The 1,291-nt window shown below is 61.0% G+C and carries 1 protein-coding gene; it reads left to right on the plus strand.

What is annotated here, in order from left to right; translation table 11 throughout:
- Positions 1-1,223, plus strand: a 1,223-nt coding sequence (locus tag E8A74_RS51635) for an RHS repeat domain-containing protein (RefSeq protein WP_136936585.1), incomplete at its 5' end; no start/stop codon positions are given.
- Between the last annotated feature and the right edge of the window lie 68 nt (positions 1,224-1,291).

Raw genomic sequence — 1,291 nt, forward strand, 5'->3', positions numbered from 1 at the left:
ACCTGGCGCAGGAGGAGCTCTACCACAACAGCGAGTTGGTCGAGCCGGTCTGGAAGTACGAGTACGATGCGATCTACCGGCTGATCGAGGCGACGGGGCGGGAACATTCGGGGCAGAATGCGGATATCCAGCAGGATGCAAATGGGTTTCCGCTGGTGAGTGCGGCGAACCCGAATGATCCGCAGGCGATGCGGAACTACGCGGAGAGCTTCGAGTACGACGCAGTCGGCAACATTCTGAAGATGATTCACGCCGCGCAGGACAGCACGGGGAGCTGGACGCGGCGGTACGATATTGCGGAGTCGAGCAATCGGTTGCTCGGGACGAGCTTGCCGGGGGATGCGCTGGGGCAGTATTCCGCGGCGTATACGTACGATGAGCATGGGAGCATGACGTCAATGCCGCATTTGGATGGCATCGCGTGGGATTTCAAGGACCAGAAACGCGAGGTCGACAAGGGCGGTGGGGGCACGGTTTACTTCACGTATGACGCTAATGGGCAACGGGTTCGGAAGCTCTGGGAGCACAGCGGGATCGTCGAGGAGCGGATCTACCTGGGGGCCTTCGAGGTCTACCGGAGGCACGAACTCGGGAATGTGGTGCACGAGCGGGAGACGCTCCACGTGATGGATGATGCGCGGCGGATTGCGATGGTGGAGACCAAGACGGTCGACGCGAACGCGCCGCCGTTCACGCCGACGCCGAGGCTCCGGTATCAGTTTGGCAACCATCTGGGCTCAGCCTCCCTCGAACTGGATGAGGATGGACTCGTCATCAGCTACGAGGAGTACCACCCCTACGGGACGAGCGCCTACCACGCGGTCGTGAGTGGGGTCGAGGTCAGTGCGAAACGGTACAGGTATACGGGTAAGGAGAAGGACGAGGAGACTGGCCTGTATTACCACGGGGCGAGGTACTACGCGCCGTGGCTCGGGCGGTGGACGAGTGCGGATCCGGTCGGGATACTAGATGGGCCAAATTTGTATGCGTATGTCCTCGGCAATCCCATCCGGCTTTCCGATCCGTCAGGGACCCAATCTGCAGGCAATGACCTTGACTCGGAAGTCAAGCAGGGCCACGCGAAATACAAGGCGCTCGAGAAGAGCTATACAGAGAACCGGCAATTACTCGTGGCCGCCGAGCAGGCTTGGAACGACAGGACAGCTAGCAGCCCGTGGACCTATCCCGAAGGGACGATCGACAGAGACGGGAGACGATGGTAGGTTTGTCCGCGTCATGTCGATGGGTCGAACACGGGAGAAGCAAGCGCCGCTCTGGGTGGCGGCGCCTT

Origin of the sequence: Polyangium fumosum, from assembly GCF_005144585.1 — a bacterium.
In the GTDB taxonomy this organism is placed as follows: Bacteria; Myxococcota_A; Polyangia; order Polyangiales; family Polyangiaceae; genus Polyangium; species Polyangium fumosum.